Source organism: Elusimicrobiota bacterium (assembly GCA_041658405.1).
Taxonomy (GTDB): Bacteria; Elusimicrobiota; UBA5214; order JBBAAG01; family JBBAAG01; genus JBBAAG01.
Genome location: JBBAAG010000137.1, coordinates 1 through 3,607 on the forward strand (window position 1 = coordinate 1; position 3,607 = coordinate 3,607).

Genomic DNA, 3,607 nt, shown 5'->3' on the forward strand with positions numbered 1-3,607 from the left:
CATTTTCATTTATCTTTTGTCCAGAGATCATTATAATTAGACTTATAATTATATAGATCAGTAGGATATTTCTCAGGTTCGTATCTCCAATAATTTTTTTCATCTTTCATATCTAAATGAACATGTGGACCTGTCACATCTCCAGAATAATCCTTACCTTCCTCATACACCCCGATTCTGTTGAATAATCCGCTTTTGTATGCCATATCCGATAAGTTCTTCATTGTCTTACCGTCAGCTCGTATATCAGCGGATATTCCTTCAGTATGGCTGCCTGTTAGCCTGTATCCCGATGTTATGGTTATATGAAGCTTGTATATTTTGGCAAACTGTTTCAGTTTATCGAACAATCTATAATCTAATATTTCCTCATCGTTCTTATACACAACTGAATACTCCACCGCGTCAGTTACGCTGGTATTAGCGGACGCATAATATTCCGGATTTGCAGCATATTCTGCTTCTTTCTTTTTTTGATCCTCTATCCATGCCGCGAGTCCTTCCTCATTTGCGGGCCCGGTTATTCCGTAGTAATACCGGTTACCATTGTACTCATAATATTCTTGAGTGGTTATTGGTACATAGGGAAGATAATCTACCGTTCCTAAATCTGAAGGGCTATAGTATTGTTGATATTCTTGCATCATCTGCCATTGTGTCATTACTACAAGTTCGTTACCTGATGCATACTGTACCGAAACCCATTCCCGGTAATCAGGGTTGTCCAAATCAGACATAGAAAACGCCGATTCTTCCTCAAGCCCGCTGGGATCCACGAAGTTCACAGGGTTGTTGGAACAATACATATACCGGTTCGTACGCTGTAACTTGTCTTTTGAGATAAACCGTCCTAACACAGGGTCGTAGTATCTGGCACCCATGAGTACAAGGCCTGTATCGTCGTCCATTGCGCCAAGTGAGCCAACAAACCGCGAAGCGTTGTTATTACCGGTCATACTTAAAATATTCCCGAACGGGTCGTATTTGTATGAATTCGTTACCGCGCCGTTACTGTCGGTCAAGGCGGATACGCTCCCGAGACCGTCAGTATGGAAATATTTTATTGTCGTTGTGGAACTGTTCACCGCTACGGCGCATACAAGTTTGTTACTCGGCCAGGCGTAGACGTTACGTGTAACAGTACTCCCGGTTATTTCGTATACGCTGTTTCCTAACGCTTTGTCGTACACAAACATTTGTGTGTCCACTGGGGATGTTGATGTGCTAGTTTTATACTTTTCTAGCATCACGCGTTTCCCTGCATGATCGTACTTGTATTGCTGGTAACTGCCGTTAGGGAAAACGATTTTGGTTAACCGGTTTTCGTAATCGTAAACATATTCTGTGCGGTTACCATTCTCTACCCGCGCTGTCATGTTGCCGTAACTGTCGTATTCGCACACTGCCGTTTTTGACGATGCAATCACTGAGATGCCTACTGTAATATTGTTGGTGGAAGAGGTGATATCATAATTCCCTGTAACAGTACCGGTGTTTAGTATAACCCCGTATGAGGTCAACATGTTTGCATTGTTGTACTGGTATGTCATCGTTCCCGACCAGTCGGTATACTTCGTACGGTTACCCACGTCGTCGTACTCATACTTCTGCTGTCTTCCTCCGGGATATGTTACTTGTGTGAGTTGATATAACCATATTTAAGATTTTATTTTATTATTATATTCTTCAATTATTGTTTTTACTTTATTATAAATTACACCGAGTTCTTTACGTGCAAGTAATAATTGAATATAGTCATCACCAACAACTAACGTACAATAATTATTTAAAGCTACTTTTCCCAAATATTGCCATAGTGTACCGTAATAATCGTTTCTCGCATTAGTCCACTCAACCTCGTTAAAATCGTTTTCAGTCAACATAAATATATATTCTCCACCATAATGATTCCAATACGGTAATAGTATTTCTATATCTTTAACATCATTTATCTGAAAAAAAACCCAAGGTTTTTTGTAATCCGGCATTATCCAACCAAACAATGAATGTAAAATATATTTTTTAATTATTGACATATTAGGCTTATAATTCATCTTCAATGACCATGACAGCTTTTGCTTATTAAGAAATTTAATAAATTTGTTATTGTCCAAAGCATTGAGTCGACCAATTATTAATTTGTGTTTATCTTGTCTAATATTTTTAAGAATACTTATAACTATTTGTATTTCCAAATCATATCTATCCCAATTAGATATTGTATATATTCCTATTTCATCAAGTTTATCATTAAATTGTTTTGGGGAGTCAATAGTAAAAGACATTATTAGTTCACCTTCCTATTTAAACCACTTAAAAGGATTATACCAATTCCCAGACCAAATATGTGCGTTAAAAGGTAATCCAGAGCCCTTTCCACCAATGTTAATATGTTTTATTATTGCTCCACCTGCTTGATTAATCTTTCCAAAGTCAATTCTTATTAATGATGGATATATTGGCACATTCAAGAATTTTGGGATACTTGTTATTTTTGATGCTACTCCTCCCGCAATAAACCATATAGGGTCAAAATCCGGATTTTCAAGTCCAGGTTCATTCCTAAATTTATTTTCATCTATTTCTGGTAATGATTTGTTTTGCGATGCTTGTTCAGTTTTTGTTGTTCCATTAGAGTTTGTTGCCGAAGCGACAGCGCCGTTAGCGTCAGTTTTAGCAGTTTGGTTTTGAGTGCCGGGCGTTGTCGTTTGATCTTTTGTTACATTACTGCCCGTATTCCCGCTTTCTGTGCTACCGGATTGTTGTTGCGCATTCGCTGTCGCTTGTTGACCTGCAGCATCAGTCTCGTTTGTTGTATTTATATTACTATCCTGTTGCTGCGGGTCACTCTCATTCCCACCTGTTCCTTGCTCATTTACGCTACTTACTCCTTCAGTTTGAGTACTACCTGAGTCCGTTTCTGTTGTTTCCCCAGGTATTTCCTCACTCTGTTCTGAAGGATAATACTGTTCATATACTAATTGCCAGCATTCATTAATACTGTATTCTAAGTAATTTATCATACCTAGTGCAGTTTCTACTTCCCCGATTTCTTCGTACATTGTCCAGTGTCTCATTATCATTTCTATTTCAGATTCATATCCTGATATCACAGATTCCTTAGACACTTCCTCCAATCCACTGGGATCCACGAAGTTCACAGGGTTGTTGGAACAATACATATACCGGTTCGTACGCTGTAACTTGTCTTTTGAGATAAACCGTCCTAGCATCGGGTCATAGTATCTGGCACCCATTAATACGAGGCCTGTATCGTCGTCCATTGCGCCTAACGTGCCGATATAACGTGCAGCGTTGTTATTACCGGTCATACTCAGAATGTTACCAAACGGGTCGTACTTGTACGAATTCGTCACCGCGCCATTACTGTCGGTCAAGGCGGATACACTCCCGAGACCATCTGTATGGAAATAACTTGCAGTAGTTGATGAGCCGTTGACTGTAACTTTACAAACCAGCTTGTTACTCGGCCAGGCGTAGACGTTACGTGTAACAGTACTCCCGGTTATTTCGTATACGCTGTTTCCTAACGCTTTGTCGTACACAAACATTTGTGTGTCCACTGGGGATGTTGATGTGCTAGTTT

General features: G+C 39.4%; 3 protein-coding genes. All 3 read right to left on the reverse strand.

Annotated elements, in window-relative coordinates; all coding sequences use genetic code 11:
• Positions 1-5: 5 nt before the first annotated feature.
• Complete coding sequence (locus WC955_13190; protein ID MFA5860009.1) at positions 6-1,658, reverse strand: RHS repeat-associated core domain-containing protein; 1,653 nt, start codon at positions 1,656-1,658, stop codon at positions 6-8.
• Positions 1,659-2,285 (reverse strand): hypothetical protein, encoded by a 627-nt coding sequence (locus WC955_13195; protein MFA5860010.1) that lies wholly within the window; start codon positions 2,283-2,285, stop codon positions 1,659-1,661.
• Positions 2,286-2,300: 15 nt separating this feature from the next.
• Positions 2,301-3,607: RHS repeat-associated core domain-containing protein (locus WC955_13200; GenBank protein MFA5860011.1), on the reverse strand; the 1,307-nt coding region annotated here is incomplete at its 5' end.

Coding starts and splice junctions, on each gene's coding strand:
- WC955_13195 (MFA5860010.1), bottom strand. CDS start 2,285: ATGTCTTTTACTATTGACTCCCCAAAACAATTTAATGATAAACTTGAT.